General features: G+C 66.1%; 20 protein-coding genes and 1 rRNA gene. 6 read left to right on the top strand and 15 right to left on the bottom strand.

Going from position 1 to position 17,131, the window contains the following annotated elements; translation table 11 throughout:
- Positions 1-35 precede the first annotated feature (35 nt).
- The 4 genes from OMP44_RS24395 to OMP44_RS24380 all read left to right on the top strand — a co-directional run bounded on the left by OMP44_RS24395 (position 36) and on the right by OMP44_RS24380 (position 4,363).
- On the top strand, positions 36-2,420 hold the full coding sequence (locus tag OMP44_RS24395) for a heavy metal translocating P-type ATPase (RefSeq protein ID WP_280311536.1): 2,385 nt from the start codon (positions 36-38) through the stop codon (positions 2,418-2,420).
- The gene (gene cueR, locus OMP44_RS24390) at positions 2,417-2,803 is read left to right on the top strand and encodes a Cu(I)-responsive transcriptional regulator (protein ID WP_187978510.1); all 387 of its coding nucleotides are present in this window, start codon (positions 2,417-2,419) and stop codon (positions 2,801-2,803) included. Before OMP44_RS24395 ends, cueR begins: the two co-directional genes overlap by 4 nt.
- 59 nt (positions 2,804-2,862) lie before the next feature.
- Entirely contained in the window at positions 2,863-3,102 is a 240-nt protein-coding gene (locus OMP44_RS24385) for a hypothetical protein (protein ID WP_187978509.1), read from the top strand.
- 67 nt (positions 3,103-3,169) lie between these two features.
- Positions 3,170-4,363 (top strand): class I SAM-dependent rRNA methyltransferase, encoded by a 1,194-nt coding sequence (locus OMP44_RS24380; protein WP_133862863.1) that lies wholly within the window; start codon positions 3,170-3,172, stop codon positions 4,361-4,363.
- A gap of 54 nt (positions 4,364-4,417) precedes the next feature.
- Here OMP44_RS24380 and OMP44_RS24375 read toward each other — a convergent pair whose 3' ends face one another.
- From OMP44_RS24375 to OMP44_RS24335, 9 genes are all read right to left on the bottom strand, one after another.
- Complete coding sequence (locus OMP44_RS24375; RefSeq protein WP_280311535.1) at positions 4,418-4,819, bottom strand: Rho termination factor N-terminal domain-containing protein; 402 nt, start codon at positions 4,817-4,819, stop codon at positions 4,418-4,420.
- Between the two features lie 57 nt (positions 4,820-4,876).
- A complete protein-coding gene (locus OMP44_RS24370; RefSeq protein WP_280311534.1) occupies positions 4,877-5,098 on the bottom strand; it encodes a YgdI/YgdR family lipoprotein in 222 nt (73 codons plus the stop codon).
- The gene (locus tag OMP44_RS24365) at positions 5,095-5,331 is read right to left on the bottom strand and encodes a hypothetical protein (protein ID WP_133862860.1); all 237 of its coding nucleotides are present in this window, start codon (positions 5,329-5,331) and stop codon (positions 5,095-5,097) included. Before OMP44_RS24365 ends, OMP44_RS24370 begins: the two co-directional genes overlap by 4 nt.
- Positions 5,332-5,469: 138 nt before the next feature.
- Positions 5,470-7,518, bottom strand: coding sequence for an AsmA family protein (locus OMP44_RS24360; protein ID WP_280311533.1), 2,049 nt, complete (start codon positions 7,516-7,518; stop codon positions 5,470-5,472).
- 67 nt (positions 7,519-7,585) lie between these two features.
- Positions 7,586-8,719, bottom strand: coding sequence for an MFS transporter (locus OMP44_RS24355; RefSeq protein WP_280311532.1), 1,134 nt, complete (start codon positions 8,717-8,719; stop codon positions 7,586-7,588).
- Between the two features lie 20 nt (positions 8,720-8,739).
- A complete protein-coding gene (locus tag OMP44_RS24350) occupies positions 8,740-9,519 on the bottom strand; it encodes a DeoR/GlpR family DNA-binding transcription regulator (protein WP_273863009.1) in 780 nt (259 codons plus the stop codon).
- Between the two features lie 56 nt (positions 9,520-9,575).
- Positions 9,576-10,466 (bottom strand): EamA family transporter, encoded by an 891-nt coding sequence (locus tag OMP44_RS24345; RefSeq protein WP_273863010.1) that lies wholly within the window; start codon positions 10,464-10,466, stop codon positions 9,576-9,578.
- A 143-nt stretch (positions 10,467-10,609) separates the two neighbouring features.
- Positions 10,610-11,008, bottom strand: a complete 399-nt coding sequence (locus OMP44_RS24340) for a DUF3140 domain-containing protein (protein WP_158896396.1) — start codon at positions 11,006-11,008, stop codon at positions 10,610-10,612.
- Positions 11,005-11,523, bottom strand: a complete 519-nt coding sequence (locus OMP44_RS24335; protein WP_187978503.1) for a hypothetical protein — start codon at positions 11,521-11,523, stop codon at positions 11,005-11,007. The genes OMP44_RS24340 and OMP44_RS24335 overlap by 4 nt, the downstream gene beginning before the upstream one ends.
- Positions 11,524-11,646: 123 nt before the next feature.
- On the opposite strand from OMP44_RS24335, the gene OMP44_RS24330 reads away from it, so the two are divergent.
- Together OMP44_RS24330 and OMP44_RS24325 are read left to right on the top strand one after the other, a co-directional pair.
- Positions 11,647-12,582 (top strand): alpha/beta hydrolase, encoded by a 936-nt coding sequence (locus OMP44_RS24330; RefSeq protein WP_187978502.1) that lies wholly within the window; start codon positions 11,647-11,649, stop codon positions 12,580-12,582.
- 120 nt (positions 12,583-12,702) lie between these two features.
- Positions 12,703-13,167 carry a hypothetical protein gene (locus OMP44_RS24325; protein ID WP_133862852.1) on the top strand — a complete coding sequence of 155 codons (465 nt, stop codon included), beginning with the start codon at positions 12,703-12,705 and terminating at the stop codon, positions 13,165-13,167.
- 46 nt (positions 13,168-13,213) lie between these two features.
- Here the strand turns inward: OMP44_RS24325 and OMP44_RS24320 are convergent, their stop codons facing one another.
- The 6 genes from OMP44_RS24320 to rrf all read right to left on the bottom strand — a co-directional run.
- Positions 13,214-14,503 (bottom strand): MFS transporter, encoded by a 1,290-nt coding sequence (locus tag OMP44_RS24320; RefSeq protein ID WP_133862851.1) that lies wholly within the window; start codon positions 14,501-14,503, stop codon positions 13,214-13,216.
- 98 nt (positions 14,504-14,601) lie between these two features.
- Positions 14,602-15,060: a DUF3301 domain-containing protein gene (locus OMP44_RS24315; protein ID WP_280311531.1), complete on the bottom strand. Its 459-nt coding sequence runs from the start codon at positions 15,058-15,060 to the stop codon at positions 14,602-14,604.
- Between the two features lie 28 nt (positions 15,061-15,088).
- Positions 15,089-15,268: a hypothetical protein gene (locus OMP44_RS24310; RefSeq protein ID WP_037006863.1), complete on the bottom strand. Its 180-nt coding sequence runs from the start codon at positions 15,266-15,268 to the stop codon at positions 15,089-15,091.
- Positions 15,265-16,017, bottom strand: coding sequence for a type III pantothenate kinase (locus OMP44_RS24305; protein WP_280311530.1), 753 nt, complete (start codon positions 16,015-16,017; stop codon positions 15,265-15,267). The genes OMP44_RS24310 and OMP44_RS24305 overlap by 4 nt, the downstream gene beginning before the upstream one ends.
- On the bottom strand, positions 16,007-16,951 hold the full coding sequence (gene birA, locus OMP44_RS24300; RefSeq protein WP_280311529.1) for a bifunctional biotin--[acetyl-CoA-carboxylase] ligase/biotin operon repressor BirA: 945 nt from the start codon (positions 16,949-16,951) through the stop codon (positions 16,007-16,009). Before birA ends, OMP44_RS24305 begins: the two co-directional genes overlap by 11 nt.
- Positions 16,952-17,034: 83 nt before the next feature.
- Positions 17,035-17,131 (bottom strand): 5S ribosomal RNA (rrf, locus tag OMP44_RS24295); the annotation flags it as partial.

The raw sequence follows: 17,131 nt of genomic DNA, 5'->3' as shown, positions 1-17,131 counted from the left end.
GAGGTCAAGGTCAACACTGAGCTCAGGAGGTGCCCATGCACGAATTCGAACTCTCCATCAGTGGCATGACCTGCGCGGCCTGCGCCGGTCGGGTCGAGCGCGCCCTACAAAAGGTCCCGGCGGTCAGCGCGGCCGGTGTCAACCTGGCCAGCGAAAAGGCCCGCGTCAGCGCGCCGGTCGACGCGGCGCCGGCGCTGGCCGAGGCGGTCAGCGCGGCTGGCTACCAGGTGGCCGAGGTCGAGCATGACCTGGCGCTGTCCGGCATGAGCTGCGCCAACTGCGCCGGTCGGATCGAAAAGGTCCTGCGTACGGTGCCCGGGGTGCTGGCCGCCGAGGTCAACCTGGCCAGCGAAAGAGCCCGGGTAAAGACCCTGGCCGCGGTCGAGACGCCAGCCCTGATCGCCGCGGTGGAAGCCGCCGGCTACGGCGCCGAGGATCGCCACGCCGAAGACGAGCGTTCAGCGCCGGCCCGTCAGGGTGTGCCCTGGGAGGGTCTGGAGCTGGCCCTGGCGCTGCTGCTGGCCGCGCCACTGATCCTGCCCATGCTGCTGACGCCCTTCGGCTGGCACCTGATGCCGCCCGCCTGGCTGCAATTCCTGCTGGCGACGCCGGTGCAGTTCCTCGTCGGCGCGCGCTTCTATCGCGGCGCCTGGCATGCCCTGCGCGCGCGCAGCGGCAACATGGATGTGCTGGTCGCCCTGGGCACCAGCGCCGCCTTTGGCCTGAGTCTCTATCTCTGGCTGGTCAAGGGCAGCCCGCACCTCTATTTCGAGACGGCGGCCATGGTCATCGCCCTGGTGCGCCTGGGCAAATACCTGGAAACCCGCGCCAAGCGCCGCACCGGCGCGGCGCTGCGCGCCCTGGAAGCCCTGCGCCCGGAAAGCGCCCGGCGCCTCGATGCGAACGGCGAGGAAGAGGAAGTCGCCCTGAATCGCCTGCGCCTGGGCGATCGCCTGCAGCTGCGTCCGGGCGAACGCATCCCCGCCGACGGCCGCATCCTGCAGGGTGAGAGCCAGGTCGACGAAGCCCTGCTCACCGGTGAAAGCCGCCCGGTCGCCAAGGGTCCCGGCGACGAGGTGGTGGGGGGCGCCATCAACGGCGAGGGCAATCTGCAGATCGAGGTCACCGCCCTGGGTGGCGAGACGGTGCTGGCCGGCATCATCCGCCTGGTGGAAGACGCCCAGGCCACCAAGGCACCCATCCAGCAGCTGGTGGATCGCATCAGCCGGGTGTTCGTCCCGGTGGTGGTGGCCCTGGCCCTGGTCACCCTGCTCGGCTGGCTGCTGAGCGGCCACGCCCTGGAGCCCAGTCTGCTCGCCGCCGTGGCGGTACTGGTCATCGCCTGCCCTTGCGCCCTCGGGCTGGCCACCCCCGCCGCCCTTATGGCCGGCACCGGAGTGGCGGCGCGCCACGGCATCCTGATCAAGGACGCCGAGACCCTGGAGCGCGCCCAGGGCATCACCAGCGTGGTCTTCGACAAGACCGGCACCCTGACCGCCGGCCAGTTGCGCCTGCGCCAGCTGGCCACGGCACCCGGCATCGAGGAAGCCGAATTGCTGAGCCTGGCCGGCAGTCTGCAACGCGGCAGCGAGCATCCCCTGGCCGCGGCGGTCCTCCTGGCCTGTCGCGACCGCGGTCTGGACACCCTGCCCGCCCGGGACGTGCGCGCCCTGCCCGGCCGTGGCCTCCAGGGTATCTGGCAGGAGCGCTCCCTGCTGCTGGGCAATGCGCGCCTGCTGGCCGAACAACAGCTGGACGCCGGCCCGCTGGCCGACGCCGCCCGCGCCTGGGAAGATCAGGGCCTTACGCTGTCCTGGCTGCTGGAGACCGGTGCCCCGGCGCGGGTGCTGGGGCTGCTGGCCTTTGGCGACGAGATCCGTCCGGGTGCTGCCGAGGCCATCGCCCGGTTGCGCCGCGACGGCATCGACAGTTGGCTGCTGACCGGTGACAACCGCGGCAGCGCCCGCCAGGTGGCTACCGCCCTGGGCATCGAGCAATGGGAGGCCGAGGTGTTGCCTGCCGACAAGGCCGCCGTGGTGGCCCGGCTGCAGGCGACCCGGGGCGGCGTCGCCATGGTCGGCGACGGCCTCAACGACGCCCCGGCCCTGGCCGCCGCCGAACTGGGCATCGCCATGGGTTCAGGTACCGCCGCCGCGCGCCATGCGGCCGGCATCACCCTGCTGCAGGAGGACCCACGCCAGGTGGTGGCGGCACTGGACATCGCCCGGCGCACCCAGCGCAAGATCCGCCAGAATCTGTTCTGGGCCTTCGTCTACAATGTCATCGGCCTGCCGCTGGCCGCCCTGGGTCTGCTCGATCCGGTCTATGCCGGTGCCGCCATGGCCTTTTCCAGCGTCAGTGTCCTGGCCAATGCCCTGCTGCTCGGCCGCTGGCGCCCGTCCGGAGACTCCCTGTCATGAATATCGGTCAGGCCGCCAAGGCCAGTGGCCTTACCGCCAAGATGCTGCGCTACTACGAGCGCATCGGCCTGCTGGCGCCCGCCGGGCGTACCGACAGCGGCTATCGCCAGTACGGCGCCGAAGACCTGCGGGTGCTGGCCTTCGTCCGCCGCTCGCGGGAGCTGGGCTTCAGCCTGGAGGAGATCCGCCAGCTGCTCAGTCTCTGGCAGGACCGGCAGCGTGCCAGTGCCGACGTCAAGGCGCTGGCCAAGCGACACATCGCCGAGCTCGACCAGAAGATCGGCGAACTGACCCGCCTGCGCAGCACCCTGGGCGAGCTGGTGTCCTGCTGCCATGGCGACGCCAGCCCAGACTGCCCGATCCTCGATAGCCTGGGGGGCTGACGCAACCGCTGCCGCCTCGCGGGGTCCATCGGTTATCCCCCCGCTACCGAGGCACCCCCATGCAGACCCTGCACCACTACCAGATCCGCTATCGCCTCAATGGCGAGCCCCTTACCCACGAGCTGGAGAGCTTCGCGCCGGTCACCGAGGAAGAAGCGCTGCTGCAGTTGCTCATCAAGCACGTCGAGGAACCCCAGGTGGTGGTCGATGCGCCCTGGGAGCACCATGCCCAGCCGAGCATCGCCCGTCGCGCCCAGGAAGCCGGGCTGAGCGATATCGAGGTCAGCCAGCGGGACTGACGGCCGGCCCAGGCGGGTGGCTTTGCGCTATAATTCCGCGCTTTTGCCCCCTTCGCCGGAGACCTTCATGACCCTGCCTCGCCTGCGCCTCAAAGCCAATGCCGACCGCCGTCTGCGCGCCGGGCACCTCTGGGTGTACAGCAACGAGGTGGACGTCGTCGCCACACCGCTCACCGCCTTCGAACCGGGCGACCAGGCCATCCTGGAAACCACCAGCGGCAAGCCGCTCGGCCTGGTGGCGCTGTCGCCCAACAACCTGATCTGCGCCCGACTGTTCTCCCGTGACACCGGCTACTTGCTGGACAAGTCGCTGTTGGTGCACCGCTTCAAGGTCGCCCTGAGCCTGCGCGAGCGGCTGTTCGGCAGCCACTGCTATCGCCTGGTCTACGGCGATTCGGACTTCCTGCCCGGCCTGGTGGTGGATCGCTTCAACGACATCCTGGTGGTACAGATCGCTTCCGCCACCATGGAGCGCCAGCGCGACGCCATCCTCGCCGCCCTGCTGCAGGTGTTCAAACCCCAGGGCGTGCTGTGGAAGAACGATGGCAGCGCCCGCGCCGCCGAAGGCCTCTCCAGCTACGTGGAAGTGGCCTACGGCGAGGTCCCCGACTGGGTGGCGCTGGAAGAGAACGGCGTGCGCTTCGAGGCGCCGGTCCGCGAAGGCCAGAAGACTGGCTGGTTCTATGACCACCGCCTGAACCGTGCGCGCCTGGCGCCCTATGTCGAAGGCAAGCGGGTCCTCGACCTGTTCAGCTACATCGGCGGCTGGGGCGTGCAGGCCGCGGCCTTCGGCGCCAGCGAGGTCATGTGCGTGGACGCCTCGGGCTTTGCCCTCGACGGCGTGGAGCGCAATGCCACCCTCAATGGCCTGGCGGAAAAGCTGGTGTGCGTCGAGGGCGATGTCTTCGAGGCGCTCAAGGAACTCAAGGCCGGCGAAGAAAAATTCGACGTCATCGTGGCCGACCCGCCGGCCTTCATCAAGAAGCGCAAGGACCTGAAGAACGGCGAGGCCGCCTACCGTCGCCTCAACGAACAGGCCATGCGCCTGCTGAACAAGGACGGCATCCTGGTCAGCGCGTCCTGCTCCATGCACCTGCCCGAAGACGACCTGCAGAACATCCTGCTCGGCAGCGCTCGCCATCTGGATCGCAACCTGCAGATCCTCGAACGCGGTGCCCAGGGCCCGGATCACCCGGTGCACCCGGCCATTCCGGAGACCCGCTACATCAAGAGCCTCACCTGCCGTCTGCTACCCAGCTAAACGCCAGGCAAAGAAAAGCCGGACACTGTCCGGCTTTTTCGTATCTCGAATGCCTCAGCTCAGGGCACGAATCAACTCGTCTTTCTTCATCCGCGACCGACCGCGAACGTTCTGCTCGGCCGCCTTCCTGACCAGCTCATCGCGAGTCATGTCGCTTAGCGAGGTGCTGCCAGTGCGCGAAGACCGTGCCGCGGCATGCCCGCCGTTGGGCGACCGGCCCTGCTTGGTCGCCACGGCACGCCGGGCGGAATCCTTGCGATCCGCGCGCTTGGCGGTACCGCTCTTGGTCTTGCCGGAGCCACTCTGTTCGCCACCGCCGGACTGCTTGTTCACCGTCGCCCAGGCCCGCGCTTCGGCTTCATCCTTGGAGACGCCGTTTTTCTCGTAGCTCTCCTCGATGTACTCGGCCTTGCGTACCTGCTTGTCGCTGTACGTGGATTTGTCGCCGCGGGGCATGGCAGTCTCCTGGGAAGGACTTGTTTGAAAGGTCACCGAGCGAAGGTCAGGCAAGGCCTAGTCTTCCGCTTTGATGGTGGCGACATCGCTTGCCTTCACCCGCACATGACGACCCGCCACATCGGTGAATTCATAGAAGCCATCGGCCGTCTTGGTGTTGGGCCTATCTTCGGTGATGTACTGGGTACCGTCCTGCAGGGTCACCACCGTCTCGGTGGAGCAGGCCGCAAGGCCCAGCAGGGTCATGGTCAGCAATCCACCGCTCAGCAGGCGTTTCATGGGGCTTCCGGTGCGACGCGATGGATGGAGACATCGTGCAGTGCCACCAGCGCCTGACCGGACTCGATGTCGGCGAGGTGGAAGCGCTCGTCGTTGATCGCGTCCAGGTGCCGGCAGGCCAGTTCGCGGACCACGTCGGTGATGGGTACGTCCAGGTTGCTGATACGGTCGGTATAGCTTTCGCCCAGCAATTTGTAGTGGATTTCGTAGTGGCTATCGGTGTCGTCACGCATGAGGGATCTCCGCGAAAAGGCTGCCCGACTCGGGTTATTTCTATAGAGCCTGGGCAACCAGAGCGGTTCTTTTCCGCCCGTCAGACGCCGCCGAACGGTCGTCTGTCAAGTACCGCGAACCGGCTCTGGCGCACGAGCTCAACGCCCTGCCCGCATCTGCTGCAACAGGGCGCTGCACTGGGCGCCCTGCTCGTTGCTGGGCGCCACCAGTGCCAGCAGACCGGCGGCCGGCGCTGCGAAGGTGGCGAGCAGTGCCGCCGCCGCGCCGCGGGCCGCCAATGGCAATGCCTTGACCCCCGGCGAGGGACTCTTCAGGGTGCCGCGCACATAGAGCGGCGAGCGCAGCGAGAAGATGCGCAGGCCCTTGCTGTGCGGATCGACGGTGAGATCCAGGCGCTCGCTCGCCAGGTTGATGGTGCCAGTGATGTTGATCAGGGCGTTCTCGGTGTCGAGCACGAAGACCTGGGGCTGCACCAGGCCCTTCTTGAAGTCGAGGTCGGCGACCGCACAGTTGATTTCCACCTCGTCATCGCCGAACAGCCGATCGACCAGGTAGTTGCCGACATTGAGTCCGGCCAGCTCCATCAGGCTGCGGCTGATACGGCCGTCGTTCATCAGCAGCTTGAGTTCGCCGTTGCTGGTGCCGAGCAGCGCCGCCACCGAGTTGCCGGTGCCACTCAGGGTGGCATCGCCATTGAGCTCGCCCATGCTGCGCTTCATGGCCTCCACGGTGGGGAACAGCTGGTTCAGCTTGACCCGCCGCACGTGCAGATCGACCCGCCCCTGCAGCGGCGTCTTGTCGCCTTCCAGGCGCACCGTGGTGTTCAGATCGCCCCCGGCCACGCCGAAGCGCAGGGGATCGAGCAGCAGCACCCCATCGGTCAGGCGCACATGGGTATTCAGATCGGTGATCGGCAGCTGCGCGTTCTGCACGATGCGCTTGCCGGTGAAGCGCACATCGGCATCCATGGCGCGCCAGCGCTCGGTGCGGAATTCGGAGACCGGCAGCGCCTTGTCCGCCGGCTGCTGGCTGGTCTCGCCCTTGGCCACCTGCTGCTCCTTGGTATCGGCACCGATCAGCGGGGCCAGGTCCTCGAACAGCAACTGATCGGAGCGCAGGGTGCCACTGAGCTTGGGTCGCGGCTTGCCGCCGGTGAACAGCACCTCGCCATGCAGATCGCTCTTGCCGACCCGGCCATTGAAGTCTTCATAGCTGAAGCGGGCGCCCGCCGGATCGTTGAGCTTGACCGTGAGATGGCCGTCGGTGGCATAGGGTGCCGTCTCCGGCAGGGTGACCCCGGTCAGCGGATAAAGCTGCGCCAGGCTCTTGCCTTCCAGCACCAGGTGCAGATCCAGGGCGCCCAGGCGCCGCGGATCGGTCAGGGTGCCAAAGACCTGAACACGGGTTTCGCCCGCCCGGGCATCGAGCTGGATGGGGAAAGGCACATCGGCGTCCTGCAGCGCCAGCAGGCCACCGATCTGGCCACGGCCACTGACCGGCACCTGCTTGTAGCTGCCCTCTACCGCCAGGGCGAACTGGAAGGGCTGGGTCTGCCTGACGGTGGAGCGCTGGCGCGAAGTGCCCTGCTTGCCCACCAGATCGGCATAGGCGATGGGAGCGTCCAGGGAGGTGATCCGCGCGCGCAGCCGGGTAGCGGTCTGGGCATCGTCGAAGCCGACCTGGCCGGCGTCGAAGCCGATGGTGCCGATGTCGACGGTCCAGGCCGAAGGCTCGGCCTTGGGGTCCTTCTCGACGGTCGCGAAGGTCCAGCTGTTGCGGCCATCGGCGAGTCGCTGGGCATTGACCACCGGTCCGCTGAGGTCGATGCGCGGGATATAGATCTGCTTGGCCAGCAGGGCCAGCGGCGAGATCCGCAACTGCACCCGGTCGAGGTGGACGAAAGTCTTTTCCTTGGCCCAATCCGGGTTGCCCAGGGTCAGGTCCTCGGCGGCGATGTGCGGCCAGGGAATCCAGGCGCGCCAACCGCCCTGATCCGGCTCGCGGTGCCAGACCACCCCCAGGTTGCCCTCGATGGCGAAGGGCCGGTGCAGGGCGCTCGACACCTGCTCGTTGAGGGTCGGCTTGAGCCGATTCCAGTCGAAGGTGGCCAGCACCACCACCAGCAGGACGAACAGCAGCAGGATGATTCCCAGCAGCCAGGCGAGGATCTTGCGTGGGCGCGTCATGGCCGCCTCCTTGGATTTCCGTTCCCTCTTGGGTCTGCTCAGCGCAGCGGGGTTCCCTGGACAGCCATCATGCCGTACGTTGGCGCAGGGCGAGCAGCGCCACCGCCACCCCGATCAGGGTCAGCAGCAGCAGACTGCCACGCAGGCCCACCTGCCCCGCCACGGCGCCGATCAGCGGTGGGCCGAGCAGGAAACCGAGATAGCCGGCCGTGGCGGTCATGGCGATACCCGCAGCCGGCGTCTCGGCCACCTGGCCAGCGGCGCTGAAGGCCGCCGGCACCACATTGGACAGCCCCAGGCCGACCAGCGCGAAGCCGAGGATGGCGGTCCAGGGCGCCGGCAGAAGGACCGCCAGCGCCAGTCCCAGGGTCGCCAGCAGGGCCCCGCCAACGATCACCTGGGGACCACCGAAGCGGCCGCGGATACCGTCGCCGAACAGCCGTCCCACCAGCATGGTCAGCGAAAAGGCCGCATAGCCCAGGGTCGCCACCACCGGACTCGCGCCGCCCACCTGGCCCAGGTAGACGGCGCTCCAGTCGGTCATGGCGCCCTCCAACATCAGGCAGCCCAGGGCGATCAGTCCCAGCGCCAGGACCCGCCGATCCGGTAGCCGCAGGGCCTGACTCACCGGACTGCGATCACCTTCGTCCAGGGCCAGGGCGGCGGGCAGCGCCAGCAGCAGCGCCACCAGGGCAGCAGTCAGCAGCACCGCCAGCGCCGAGGCGCCCAGGTGCAGCACCAGCGCCCCCAGGCCGGCGCCGAGAAATCCACCCAGGCTGAAGGCGGCGTGGAAGGACGACATCAGCGGGCCGTTCCAGCGGCTTTCGACATCGCTGGCATGAGCGTTCATGGCCACGTCGATCAGCCCGTTGCAGGCGCCGAGCAGCAGCGCGCAGGGCAGCAGCCAGCCCAGGGACGGCGCCACCCCGGGCCAGCTCAGCACCAGCACGAAGGCCAGGATGCTCAGGCGGGTGAGGCGTCCGGTCCCGCCCAGGCGCGGTACCAGCACCCCGGCGAAGGGCATGGTCAGCAGGGCGCCCAGGGCGACTGCCAGCAGCACCAGACTCAACTGACCGTCGCCCAGCAGCAGATCGCGCTTGAGTTCGGGAATGGCCGCCGCCCAGCCGCCGATCCCGCAACCGTTGGCGAGAAAGACGGTAAAGGTGGCGCGACGTTGGCGACGCAATACGGCAGAGGTCATGGCGATCCTTGGGCGCGAGTCTAGCGATCGAGCGAATGCAGCTGCAGCCCGGCGTCACGATAGGGCTGCAGGCGCTCCTCGCTCAGCCCCGGTTCCAGCACCAGATGGTTCAGCTGATCGAGTCGGAGCACGTGATAGAAGGCCACGCTGTCGAGCTTCTCGGCGGTCACCGCGACGGCGACCTGGCTGCTCTGCTCGGCCACGGCCACCTTGAATTCGGCTTCTTCCAGGTCGAAGCCGGTCACGCCGGTCTCCACCGCCAGGGCGCAGGTCCCGAGAAAGGCCAGGTCGGCGCGCACGCCACGCAGGTCACGCAGCGCCCGGGCGCCCAGGCAGGCACCCGACTCCGGCGTGGCCAGGCCGCCGATCATCAACACCCGGATCCCCGGGCGCTGCAGCAGTGCCGCGGCGATCACCGGTGCATTGGTGGCCACGGTCAGGTCGAGATCCGTGGGCAGCGCCTGGGCGATGGCCAGGTTGGTCGAGCCGGCGTCCAGCAGCAGCAATTGCCCCCGTTGCGCCAGCCTGGCCGCGGCCTGCCCGAGTGTCTGCTTGGCCGCCTCGTCCTGACCGATACGCGCCGGCAGCGCCTCCGGCGGCGTCAGCAGCGAGAGCGCCCCACCGTACACCCGACGGCACAGGCCCTGGCGGGCCAGTTCGCGCAGGTCGCGACGCACGCTGTCTTCGGAAATGCCCCAGGTCGCGGCCAGTTCAGCCGACAGGACCCGGCCCTGTTCGCGCAACAGGGCCAGGATCGCGGCCTGGCGTTCTTCGGGAAGGTGGACGGCTGCTGCATTCATGCTGATACTCCAGGAGGACCAGCACATCATGCACAATCATTTATGATCGTGCAATATCATGCACTGGGCGACGCCTTGCTCCGGGCATCCAGCCAGCGGCCGCCAAAGACATTGATCAACAGCCCGAGCATGACTGCCACGCCGCCCACTTCCTGCTGAACGGTCATCTGCTCACCCAGCAGCACGGCGGCCGAACTCAGCCCCACCACCGGCACCAGCAGCGAAAAGGGCGCCACCTGGCCGGCCGGATAACGCGACAGCAGCCGGCTCCAGATGCCGTAGCCGACCAAGGTGGCGATAAAGGCCAGGTAGACGATGGCAAAGACCGACCCGCCCGACAGCGACGTCAGCGCCGTGGTGATCTGTTGCGGGCCTTCCAGCAGCAGCGAGAGGATGAAGAAGGGAATGGGCGGAATCAGGCTGCCCCAGACCACCAGACCGAGCATGTCCACCTTGCCGATCTTCTTGGTGACGATGTTGCCCAGCCCCCACATGGCCGCCGCCGCCAGGGTCAGCAGGAAACCGGCCAGGGTCATGGTGACGCCATGTTCGGTGCCGATCAGCAGCAGGCCGAGCGCCGCCACCAGCAGCCCGGCCAGACTCGCCCGGCGCACCTTTTCCCCGAGGAAGGTCGCGGCGAAGGCCAGGGTAAAGAAGGCCTGGGCCTGCAAGACCAGCGAGGCCAGGCCCGCCGGCATGCCCACGTACATGGCCGAGAACAGAAAGGCGAACTGGCCCAGGGAAATGGTCAGGCCGTAGGCCAGCAGCAATCGCCAAGAGACCTGGGGGCGGCGCACGAAGAGGATGGCCGGAAAGGCCGCCAGGCAGAATCTCAGGGCTCCCAGCAGCATGGGCGGCACGCCATGCAGGCCAACCTTGATGACCACGAAGTTCACCCCCCAGGCCAGGATGACGACCAGTGCCAGCAACAGATCCCGGGGTGCCATCGACAACTCCTTGAACGCGTTCAGATAGATAGGCGGCTACCCTACTCCTTTGTGTCCGCGCTGCGGCGTCACAGTTGCCCACAAATTCGGCCAGTCACTCTCTGCCAAAGAAAAACCGCAGCCTGGGCTGCGGTTCGTCGGGATCAGGCGCTGCGCTTGTCGCGCAGGGGGTCGTGACCCCAGTTCATCAGCGACTTGCGCCAGCGCGAGTCTTCTATGTCGCCGTCCGGTCGCTGCTTGAGATGGCGATGCACATAGCCGATGACCTTGCGCATGGCCTGGTAGTCATCGTCTTCCAGCTCAGCCTGACGCTTGCCCTTGAGCTCCAGGATGCGTTCGCCCATGGCATGGCCGACCGCCTTGCCATCGTTGGCCGCCGTGACCTTCTTGCCACCCTTGGTCATGCCCACGCCCTTGCTGGTGTCGCCACTGAGCCATTTACGCAGCTGACTCGGGGTCATGTTGACCACCTGCTTGAACTCGCTGCGTACCTCTTTCTTGTCGTCTTTCTTGTCGTCGTTGGAAGCCTTCTTGGTGCTCATTTTTCACCTGCCTTTTGCAACGCTTTGACCAGTTCGTCTTTCTTCATGCGCGAACGCCCCCGCACCTCGCGGCGCGCCGCTCGTTTCATCAGCTCGTCCTTGGTCAGGCCGGCCAGGCCCGACTCACGCGCCGCGGCCGTCTTGCGTGCCACATCGGCGGGTTGCTTGGAATGCTGCTGGCCCCGGCGCGTGTCACGGCGCTTCTTGGCCGTGGTGCGCTGGTACTCTTCCTTGCTCAGGGAGTCTCGGGCCTTTTCCGGCAGATAGCGTTCGCCGGTGTCCTCGGATTTCTTGCCGGAGCGGGTGTCCCACTTCTCGTCGGTCCACTGCTGCAGATGATTGTCCTTGCCCTTGCCGCCCTGGTATTCACCACCGCGCTTCTGGTACTCCTGGGAGGCCAGTTGCGCCTTGCGCGCCGACCATTGACCGGGCTTGCCGCCCTTGTCGCCCTTGGTAATCTCTTTCTTCACCTTTTCCCAGAGTTCGGGATCGCTCTTCTTGGCCGTCGCACTCATGGCTCACCTCGGATTGGGGGTCACTGCAGTCGCTGTCTCTAGGATGACTGTCCAACCGAAACGGGGGTTCGCGCCAGGCGACGGATGCCCCTACCCTGCGTCTTCCGGTATCCAGAGAAAGCCATGTCCCTCGCCACCCTGCTCCGCCGCCGCCTGATCCCGCTGCTCTTCGTCACCCTGCTGGTCGGGGTCGGGGTCCCCTATGGCTGCTCGGAACTGGCCTATCGCGAACGCCAGTGGGTGTTCAGCATTGAACCGGGCAATGCCAGCTGGTTCACCGGCGTGCCGGAAGGCGTCCGCCAGTTCAACCTGCCAGTGCCGGACGGCCTGACCGGCACCGACTACCTGCACGCCTGGTGGTGGCCCGCCCGCCGGCCAGACGCCCCCACCCTTCTCTATCTGCACGGCACCCGCTGGAATCTCACCGCCCAGGTCCGGCGCATCGCCACCCTGCGGCAACTCGGCTATTCGGTGCTGGCCATCGACTATCGCGGCTTTGGCGAAAGTCCGGGCGACGTGCCCTCCGAACGCAGCGTCTACCAGGATGCCCGGGTCGCCTGGAAGTACTTGCAGAGCTTGCAGCCCGATCCCCGCAAGAGATACCTCTATGGCCACTCCCTGGGCGGCGCCGTGGCGGTGGACCTGGCCTGGCGCATCGCCCGCGACGGGAATCCCACCGGTGACTATCCCGCCGCGGCCGGTCTGATCATCGAGTCCACCTTCACCACCCTGGCCGATGCCGCCACAGCAGTGGTCGACACCCGCTTTCCCCTGCGCTGGCTGATGTCGGAGAAATTCGATTCCCTGGACAAGATCCCGGACATCCATATCCCGGTGCTCATCGTCCACGGTGGCGACGATCGCTATGTGCCTCCTCGCTTCAGCGAGGCTCTCTATGCGGCGGCCCGGCCGCCCAAGCGCCTGCTGCTGATCCCCGGCGGGACTCACTCCAACAGCATGGTGATAGGCACGCGCGACTACGCCGCCGCCTTGCGCGAACTGTTCGGCGGCGCTCACCTGAGCGAAGCGGAAAAGGAGCAATCATCGACGGGAAGCTAGAGACTTTCTGAAAGGCATCGACGGCGCTGATAGTCACTATCTGGCCAGTCTATTTTTTCTGGGCGGTCCTGCTCGGGATACTGAACGCACTCCAGCACAGTTTCCCCAGAGGACACCACCATGAACCTGCGTATCGCCTTCGGTTTCGCCCTGACCGCCCTGGCTCTTAACACCTTCGCCCAGGACTTCGCCTTCACCCCGAACGCTGCCACCCAGATCGCCGAGGAATCCAGCCAACGCCCACTGGGCCAGCTGATCAAGCAACAGCAGCAGCGCCTGCAGCAACGTACCCTGGCCGAAGAATCCAGCCTGCGTCCCCTGGGTGGGGTCATCAAGCAGCAGCAACGCCAGCTGCAGGAACGTCGGATCGCCGAGGAATCCAGCCTGCGCCCCCTGGGACAGGTGATCGAAGACCAGCAACAGCGTCTCGGTGACGATGCAGTGGCCGAAGAATCCAGCCAGCGCCCCATGGGTCGACTCATCGACCGCCAGCAGCATCGCCTGCAGGATGACGCCCTGGCCGAAAATGGCTCGGCCCAGACCCTCGACCGCCTGATCAGGGCCGGCCAGACCCGTCAGGCCTGAGTCCTACCCGTCCCTTCCTGCCCGGCCTTGCGCCGGGCTCGCCTAATCAGGTCTTCTCGCTACCCGGCCCAATGCTGGCGGGGGCCTCCACCACCATCTCCTGCGGCACCTCGTCGATGCGCGGATCCAGCGCCGCTGCCATCGGACTCACAGAATCCGGCATGGCCACGTGATGCAGTGGCGCAGCGTCCAGCCGGTGCTCGCCACTGACGAACCGGGGCTGCACGAAGACGATCAGGATCAGCGCATAGGCCGAGGTCAGCACATAGAAGGTGCCGGGGCCGAAATGCTCCATGGCCGCGCCGGCCAGCAGCGGCCCGATACAGGCACCGACGCCATAGGTGGTCAGCAGCATCGCCGACAATTCCACCCGCCGCTCGGGCTCGACGTGGTCGTTGGCGAAGGCCGTGGCCAGCGGATAGAGGGTGAACAGCAGCATTCCCGAGACGAAGCCCGCGGCCAGCAGCCAGGGATAGGGCAAGCTGATCAGCCCCCAAAGCGGCACCGCCGCCAGGCACAGCAACACCGCATTGGCGCGGATCAGCTTGCAACGATCGAGGCGATCCGACAGCCAGCCCAGCGGCCACTGGGCACAGAAGCCCGCGACGATGCACAACCCCACATAGAAGCTCGACTGCGCCGTGTCCAGGCCACTGCGACTGGCGAATACCGGCGCCAGGCCATAGAAGCCGCCCACCAGCAGGCCCGCGGTAAAGATGGTGACCAGCGACTGGGGTACCCGCTGCCAGAAGAAACGGATCTCCAGCGGCGCCGCCACCAGCTTGGCCGGGTGCACCCGGCGGGTCATGGCCAGAGGAATCAGGCAGGAGGCGAAGCAGATGGCGACCAGCAGCAGCGGCTTGTAGTCGAGTTGCGGATGCCAGGCCAGTAGCGCCTGACCGATCACCAGCCCCAGGTCCACCGCCACCATGTAGCCGGCGAACACCTTGCCGCGCTGATGATTCTCCGCCTGCTCGTTGAGCCAGCTCTCGATCACCATGTACTGATTCATCATCACCACGCCCATGACGAATCTCAGCGCGATCCAGACGTTCAGGTCATCGATCAGGGCGTGGATGAGCACCGTGACCGTCGCCGCACCGGCGCAGGCCACATAGGAACGGATATGGCCGACGCTGGCGATCAGCCGATGGCCGAACTTGCCGCCGCACACCAGTCCGAAGTAGTAGGCCGCCATCAGGGCGCCGGTCCACAGATCCCCCGCCCCCTCGCCGGTCAGTCTCAGACCGATATAGGTGGTGAAGAGGCCAGAGCCGGCCAGCATAAGGAGAGTGGCGAAATAGAGTGCAGGAAAGGTAACGAGAGGGCTGAACATCAGGGATCACATGAAAAGAAGCGGAAAGCCGGAACGGACCAGCCGGAGCTGATCGTCGGGACTACGGAAGGAAAAGCTTTAGGAGATAGCGCCGGAAATCACTCCGGCTCTTGGCGCCTGCTGGTCTCGGTACGCTGGCGCTGCCGCCATTGATCCAGATAGACCACCTGGCCGTGTTCGGGCTTGGCCTGATAGGCAGGGGCCGAAGCCACCACCGAATCTGCCGCCGGGCGCTCGACCTCGGGTACCAGGAAGGGCGCGAACTCGACCTTGGCCAGGGTCTTGCCGAACAGGGCCAGAGAGGCATCGAGCCGCTCTTCGCCCGTCACGGTGAACTCGAAGGCGAACAACCGCGCCAGGCGCTTGCGCCCCTTGGCATCGGCCAGCCAGCGAAAGCGGGAAAAGGCCACGGCGCCATCGAGCAGCATGACCTTGCGGCGACGACACTCCTGCTCGGCCAGCAACAGCGCCCGTTCGCGAATGCCGTGGGCGTGCCAGAACCACAGGCCAATGCCGACTGCGCCCAGTAACAGGCTGAGATTACCTAGCGTCAGCATCTTCGCTCCTCATCGAAGGGTACCGCCGTCACTGACGCCGTGCAGCGTCACCAGATGCCGTCTCGTTCAACAGACGAATGTTTTCACGCTCGCCTTTGTACAGCGCCAGAGGGGCGATTTCCTTACCCAGCAATGGCACCTGCTGTTGGTGCCATATGTAGTAGAAAACGTTCAGTACCACCAATAGCAGAAACAACCAACGCATCATTCGTTCTCGAGCGGACACGCCAAAGCCAATCCAGCAAACACCATATCGGGCACGATTCGCGCGCCCGGAACGACATGTTTGACCAGTTCCGCGTCACCCCCGGTCAGAAAGATCTCGCAACCTTCGGCGAACATCTCCTGAGCCAGTTCGTACTGGGTACGGACGAATCCCTTGAGCATGTACAGACACCCACGCTCCACGGCCTCGCTGGTCGTGCGTCCCGGCGCCTCGTAGCGTTCACCACTGGCCCAATGTGGATCGTAGCGGATCCGCCGGGTATGGGTCTGCAGTTCCCGACGCATCAACGGAATCCCCGGACAGATGAACCCTCCCTGATGCTCGCCCTGGGCGTCGACCAGATCGGCCGTGACCGCGGTGCCCAGATCCAGGACCACGCACGCCTTTCCCTCTGCCAGCCGTACCGCGGCCAGGATCACCAGCCAGCGATCCATGCCCAGGCGCTGATAATCACGATAGCCATTACGTACGCCATTCCAGGCCTCGACCGGGACGGCCTGGTGACAGGGAATGCCGAAGGTAGCGGTCAGCAGCTCCTTGAGTTGCTGGGTCTCTTCGTCGCTACGCACGCTGACCAGGCGACAAGCCGCCAGTGGCGGTGTATCCGGCTGGGACAAGGCCGCCACCAGGGCCTCGTCGCTGTCGACGATGCCCGTAGCGGCCACTTCGGCGCCGGAGGCAAGCAGTCGCCATTTGATCAGGCTGTTACCGCAATCGAGTTCAAGAATCATGATCTAGGCTCAGGCTCAATTCGCCACCGCTGAAGGCCTGTGTCTGACCGTCTACATGCATGAGGATAGCCCCATCTTCGGCAACTCCTGCCACTGTGCCCTGAATACAGCGAACCCCCGAAGACAGGGTTACCGCTCGACCTTGCCAGCCATGATAACGCTCCCACTCGTCGCGCAGGGCGGCGAATCCGGCCTGGCGGTGAATCTGCCACAGGTTATCGATCTCCCGGAGCATCAGGCTGGCAACCTGGTTGCGATCCTGCAGACCACCCAGGGCTTCGGCCATGGAGATCCAGGGCTGATCGATGTTGTCGGCCAGACGCATGTTGACGTTTATACCGATGCCGATGATGGCCTGACAGACGTCCTGCGGATCACCCGACAATTCGATGAGGATGCCGGCCAGCTTGCGGCCACGCACCAGGACGTCGTTGGGCCACTTCAGGCAGGCATCCTCGACGCCCAGCTGTTGCAGCGTCCTGATGACCGCCAGGCCCATTGTCAGGCTCAGGGCCTGCAGCTTCTGGATCCCGCCCTGACTGGATACCACGGCGGTGAGATAAAGATTCTTGCCATAGGGACTGACCCAGGCGCGCCCACGACGGCCGCGGCCAGCCTGCTGATGCTCGGCCAGCAAGGCGAATGGAGGCAATTGCTGATGCAGACGCCGTTGCGCTTCGGCATTGGTGGAGTCGATGGAAGCCAGGACCGCTACCGGCCAGCCGCCCTCCTGGGCGATCCGCTCGGCATCGAGCAGCGACAGGGGCTCTTCCAGGCGGTAACCCCGGCCCGGCACCTTGAACACCTCGACGCCCAGGTCATCTTCCAGCGTCTTCAGCCGCTTCCAGATGGCACTTCTGGAGACGCCCAAGGCCTCACCAAGCTCGACGCCGGAATGAAATTTTCCATCACTCAGCAGTTTCAGCAACGGCATTCCCAGACTCCGTTCGACTTTCTTTCGCCCCAAAGACAACACCCCCGCCAGAGTGAACTGAGCGGGGGTGCTGGGTGTTAGGCGCTTGACGATGACCTACTCTCACATGGGGAAACCCCACACTACCATCGGCGATGCATCGTTTCACTTCTGAGTTCGGGAAGGGATCAGGTGGTTCCA

It is taken from the genome of Pseudomonas flavocrustae, from assembly GCF_029872515.1.
Lineage (GTDB): Bacteria > Pseudomonadota > Gammaproteobacteria > Pseudomonadales > Pseudomonadaceae > Chryseomonas > Chryseomonas aestiva.
Note: the sequence above shows the minus strand (reverse complement) of the source record. Positions and strands in the feature narration are given on the sequence as shown.

What these genes read in the sequence shown, in the direction of transcription:
- OMP44_RS24395 (WP_280311536.1), top strand. Translation starts at nt 36, where the DNA reads ATGCACGAATTCGAACTCTCCATCAGTGGCATGACCTGCGCGGCCTGC.
- cueR (WP_187978510.1), top strand. Translation starts at nt 2,417, where the DNA reads ATGAATATCGGTCAGGCCGCCAAGGCCAGTGGCCTTACCGCCAAGATG.
- OMP44_RS24385 (WP_187978509.1), top strand. Translation starts at nt 2,863, where the DNA reads ATGCAGACCCTGCACCACTACCAGATCCGCTATCGCCTCAATGGCGAG.
- OMP44_RS24380 (WP_133862863.1), top strand. Translation starts at nt 3,170, where the DNA reads ATGACCCTGCCTCGCCTGCGCCTCAAAGCCAATGCCGACCGCCGTCTG.
- OMP44_RS24375 (WP_280311535.1), bottom strand. Translation starts at nt 4,819, where the DNA reads ATGCCCCGCGGCGACAAATCCACGTACAGCGACAAGCAGGTACGCAAG.
- OMP44_RS24370 (WP_280311534.1), bottom strand. Translation starts at nt 5,098, where the DNA reads ATGAAACGCCTGCTGAGCGGTGGATTGCTGACCATGACCCTGCTGGGC.
- OMP44_RS24365 (WP_133862860.1), bottom strand. Translation starts at nt 5,331, where the DNA reads ATGCGTGACGACACCGATAGCCACTACGAAATCCACTACAAATTGCTG.
- OMP44_RS24360 (WP_280311533.1), bottom strand. Translation starts at nt 7,518, where the DNA reads ATGACGCGCCCACGCAAGATCCTCGCCTGGCTGCTGGGAATCATCCTG.
- OMP44_RS24355 (WP_280311532.1), bottom strand. Translation starts at nt 8,719, where the DNA reads ATGACCTCTGCCGTATTGCGTCGCCAACGTCGCGCCACCTTTACCGTC.
- OMP44_RS24350 (WP_273863009.1), bottom strand. Translation starts at nt 9,519, where the DNA reads ATGAATGCAGCAGCCGTCCACCTTCCCGAAGAACGCCAGGCCGCGATC.
- OMP44_RS24345 (WP_273863010.1), bottom strand. Translation starts at nt 10,466, where the DNA reads ATGGCACCCCGGGATCTGTTGCTGGCACTGGTCGTCATCCTGGCCTGG.
- OMP44_RS24340 (WP_158896396.1), bottom strand. Translation starts at nt 11,008, where the DNA reads ATGAGCACCAAGAAGGCTTCCAACGACGACAAGAAAGACGACAAGAAA.
- OMP44_RS24335 (WP_187978503.1), bottom strand. Translation starts at nt 11,523, where the DNA reads ATGAGTGCGACGGCCAAGAAGAGCGATCCCGAACTCTGGGAAAAGGTG.
- OMP44_RS24330 (WP_187978502.1), top strand. Translation starts at nt 11,647, where the DNA reads ATGTCCCTCGCCACCCTGCTCCGCCGCCGCCTGATCCCGCTGCTCTTC.
- OMP44_RS24325 (WP_133862852.1), top strand. Translation starts at nt 12,703, where the DNA reads ATGAACCTGCGTATCGCCTTCGGTTTCGCCCTGACCGCCCTGGCTCTT.
- OMP44_RS24320 (WP_133862851.1), bottom strand. Translation starts at nt 14,503, where the DNA reads ATGTTCAGCCCTCTCGTTACCTTTCCTGCACTCTATTTCGCCACTCTC.
- OMP44_RS24315 (WP_280311531.1), bottom strand. Translation starts at nt 15,060, where the DNA reads ATGCTGACGCTAGGTAATCTCAGCCTGTTACTGGGCGCAGTCGGCATT.
- OMP44_RS24310 (WP_037006863.1), bottom strand. Translation starts at nt 15,268, where the DNA reads ATGATGCGTTGGTTGTTTCTGCTATTGGTGGTACTGAACGTTTTCTAC.
- OMP44_RS24305 (WP_280311530.1), bottom strand. Translation starts at nt 16,017, where the DNA reads ATGATTCTTGAACTCGATTGCGGTAACAGCCTGATCAAATGGCGACTG.
- birA (WP_280311529.1), bottom strand. Translation starts at nt 16,951, where the DNA reads ATGCCGTTGCTGAAACTGCTGAGTGATGGAAAATTTCATTCCGGCGTC.